Raw genomic sequence first — 3281 nt, 5'->3', positions numbered from 1 at the left:
GCCGTTACCGACCCTGGGTGGCAAAAAGGATCTGGCGGCCCTGCGCTTTGCCATGAGCCCGGAGTTTCTCGGCGACCGGGTCGGGGCGTTCATCTATGCCATTGGCAGCATGCTGGTGACCGCCCATGGGAGTCGCCTCGAGTTCTACATGACCGATACGATCAACCCGGTATTCGTCAGCAATGCCGCGCGCAACATCGAGATCGCCACCTGGATCCTCAGCCAGCGACAGAACAAAGAGGGCGAGCCCTTGCTGTTCTCCAACGAAATCTCGGAGGAGGGCAGCAACCTGAGTTTTGCCGTCGAGTTCGGCAAGATCGTCGCCCGGCTGGACCTGCTGACCCAGATGCTCGACGAACGCTACCGGCGCATTGGCCTGAATTATGCCCAGAGCTTGCTGTTCCTGAACTTCCTGCCGGTGCAGTGAGCACGACACATATTCCTTGTGGGAATTGAGTTCAGGGTATAAAGATAGATCGCATCGATATAACTGGTTATAAGAAATATCGCTATGCTGCGGGCCAGATTTCCCTTGCGATCTTTGTGGACGTATTCATGGATTTAGTGAACATCGGGTTGGTCGTTGCCGGGCTGGTCGTCGGCTTCATCGTCGGCATGACTGGCGTGGGTGGCGGGTCGCTCATGACGCCGATCCTGCTAGGGTTCGGCATCAACCCGGCGACGGCGGTCGGTACCGACCTGCTGTACGCCGCCATCACCAAATCCAGCGGTGTACTGGTTCACCGCAAGAACAACAACATCGACTGGGCGATTACCGGCTGGCTGACCTTGGGCAGCGTGCCCGCTGTGGCGTTGACGCTGTGGTTCCTCAGCACCCTGCACAGCGCCCCCGAGGCGATGAACGCGATCATCAAGCAGGCCCTCGGTTTTGTGTTGTTTGCCACCGCACTGGCGATCCTGTTCAAGAAGCGCCTGCTCGACTTTGCCCACAAACGGGCGGGCGGCCATTACAACCCCAGCGGACTGCGCCTGAATGTGATGACGGTCATCACCGGGCTGGTCCTTGGCACCATGGTCGCGCTGACGTCCATCGGCGCCGGTGCACTGGGCACCGTGGCACTGTTCATCCTCTATCCGATGCTGCCGACCCGCCGCCTGGTGGGGACTGAAATCGCCCACGCCGTGCCGCTGACCCTGGTCGCGGGCCTTGGCCATGCCAGCATGGGCAACATGGATTGGCACGTCCTGGGTTACTTGCTGGTGGGCTCGTTGCCGGGGATTTACCTGGGCAGCCACCTGACCGGGCGCATCTCCGACGAACTGCTGCGCCCTTGCCTGGCGACCATGCTGTTGTTGATCGGCTACAAACTGGCGTTCTGATTCAAGCCGCCACGCCAGCTTCATTCGCGGGTGAATATTTCCAGCAGATGCCCGTCCGGGTCATCGAAATACACCCGCCGTCCTCCCGCGTAATCATTGATCTCCCTCAGTCGCTGCTTGCACGGGTCGGCCCACCAAGGCTGACCGTTGGCTTGCAGGCGTGCGAAGGCTGCATCGAAATCCTCGTCGCCCAGCAAGAATGCGTAGTGCTGGGATGCTATCGGCGGGTCGTTATCGTAGAAATCCAGTGACACGCCGTTATCCAGTTTGACGATCAGCATGGGCCCGAAGGGCTGCGGGGCGGGCAGGCCAAGGAGGCTGGCCAGGAAATTCGCCGAAACCTGCTTGTCCCGGCACCAGACGATGGTGTGGTTCAACTGAGTGCTCATGCACAAGTCCTCACGACGGATCAGGCGGGTTGTCATGAGTCTTCAGATTAGCCCAGCCTGTTGCGCAATGACCGCCCTGACCTAAGCTTGGGGCAAGGCGAGACATATTTGCGGTACGTCACCCGGAACGATCGCCGCAATGCGCAATCATTAGAGCGTGGATATCAAAAGGAGATGCGCATGCTCATCAGGTCACTGACCCTGGCTACTTTGCTGGCGATTGCCGGCACTTCGTTCGCCGCTGATGGCGACTCACCGCTGGACATGGACAAGGGCAGGGCCCGGCCACTGATTGTCATCGCTCCGAGCACGGTTGATCCGACCTGGGTCGGCCTGAAAAAGTCGCTGGATGAGCCGGCCAATCGCAAGGGGTTCACCGACCGCAACATGGTGCTCTATACGGTGCTGAACCTGATGGGCCAGCGCGACGGCAAAGACCTCGGGCCACAAGACACGGCGGCGCTGATCCGCTCGCTCAAGCTGGGGGCCGGCGCCAAGACCAAGGTCATCCTGGTCGGCAAGGACGGCGAAAAGAAACTCGAACAATCGGACGCCATCAAGCTGGACGAGATTTTCAGCGCTGTCGATCAGTTGCCGGCGGCCGAGAAAGAATTTACCGCGACAGTGGCGGCTCCGGTCACTGAGGCCGAGCCGGTAGCCAAAGGCGCCAAGCCCGGGAAAAGCAGCAAACCGGCGAAGGCCGCCAAACCGCCTGAAATGCCGGATGATTGAACCGACACTGAATTCTTGTGGTGAGCAATTAACCTGTGGGAGCGAGCTTGCTCCGGGCGGCGTTCCGACGATGGCGTCGTAAAAGTCGATATCGATGTTGAATGTCAGGCCGTCATCGCGAGCAAGCTCGCTCCCACAGGTTTTGTGCCAGGTTGCGTTCTTCCAGAAGCACCTGATTGGCATCCAATCCATACAGGCCTGATTGTTCTTGCAGTTCCCCGTCATTGAGCACGTAGCACAGCACGTCTTTCGCGTCGCTGATGGCCAATGGCGAGTGAGTGGTCAGGACAAACTGGCAATTGGGGAAGGTTTCGCTCAACTGCCGAATCAAACTGCGCTGCCATTTAGGGTGCAGGTGCAAATCGACCTCGTCGATCAGGACGATGCCGTCACCCTCCAATGGGTTGTCCAGAGACTGGTTCATCATCGCCAATCGGCGTGCGATGTCGCCGACCAATGCCATCATCGACTTTTCGCCCTGTGAGAGCTGGGAGACGTTAAGTGTCACGCCGTTTTTGTCGATGGCCATGTGCAGGCGCGGTTTGCGTTGCACTCGCAGGTTGCTGAAGCCGGGCATGAACGCGGCGATGGCGGAACGAACTGCGGTCAACTGACGATCCCGGGAAGAAGCTTTCAATTGGGAAAGGGTTTTCSAGATGTCACTGTCATTGCCGAACTTTGCGGAAATCTCGGATAACGCAGTATCGGATACACCGGTTTCGTTTTCGCTGTCTTCGCGTTCGCGGAACCATTCGAAGAAACGACGGAAGTCCACTCCACGATTCAACGCGTTGTCGTAACCGTCGAGCTGATCGAAGG

At 58.8% G+C, this 3281-nt stretch carries 3 protein-coding genes and 2 pseudogenes; 3 read left to right on the top strand and 2 right to left on the bottom strand.

Annotated elements, in window-relative coordinates; all coding sequences use genetic code 11:
* Positions 1–427: pseudogene (locus tag AC1DVH_RS28340) on the top strand (hypothetical protein); the annotation flags it as partial.
* Positions 428–555: 128 nt separating this feature from the next.
* Positions 556–1341, top strand: a complete 786-nt coding sequence (locus AC1DVH_RS28335) for a sulfite exporter TauE/SafE family protein (RefSeq protein WP_477756576.1) — start codon at positions 556–558, stop codon at positions 1339–1341.
* Positions 1342–1361: 20 nt separating this feature from the next.
* Here AC1DVH_RS28335 and AC1DVH_RS28330 read toward each other — a convergent pair whose 3' ends face one another.
* Entirely contained in the window at positions 1362–1730 is a 369-nt protein-coding gene (locus AC1DVH_RS28330) for a VOC family protein (RefSeq protein ID WP_477756575.1), read from the bottom strand.
* Positions 1731–1910: 180 nt separating this feature from the next.
* Between AC1DVH_RS28330 and AC1DVH_RS28325 the strand changes: the two genes are divergently transcribed.
* Complete coding sequence (locus AC1DVH_RS28325) at positions 1911–2462, top strand: DUF4174 domain-containing protein (protein ID WP_477756574.1); 552 nt, start codon at positions 1911–1913, stop codon at positions 2460–2462.
* Between the two features lie 166 nt (positions 2463–2628).
* Here the strand turns inward: AC1DVH_RS28325 and AC1DVH_RS28320 are convergent.
* Positions 2629–3281: pseudogene (locus AC1DVH_RS28320) on the bottom strand (AAA family ATPase); the annotation flags it as partial.

Source organism: Pseudomonas sp. P4_C3, from assembly GCF_056402075.1.
The sequence above is the reverse complement of the archived record's forward strand: the minus strand, read 5'-3'. Positions and strand labels throughout refer to the sequence as shown.

What these genes read in the sequence shown, in the direction of transcription:
- AC1DVH_RS28335 (WP_477756576.1), top strand. Translation starts at nt 556, where the DNA reads ATGGATTTAGTGAACATCGGGTTGGTCGTTGCCGGGCTGGTCGTCGGC.
- AC1DVH_RS28330 (WP_477756575.1), bottom strand. Translation starts at nt 1,730, where the DNA reads ATGAGCACTCAGTTGAACCACACCATCGTCTGGTGCCGGGACAAGCAG.
- AC1DVH_RS28325 (WP_477756574.1), top strand. Translation starts at nt 1,911, where the DNA reads ATGCTCATCAGGTCACTGACCCTGGCTACTTTGCTGGCGATTGCCGGC.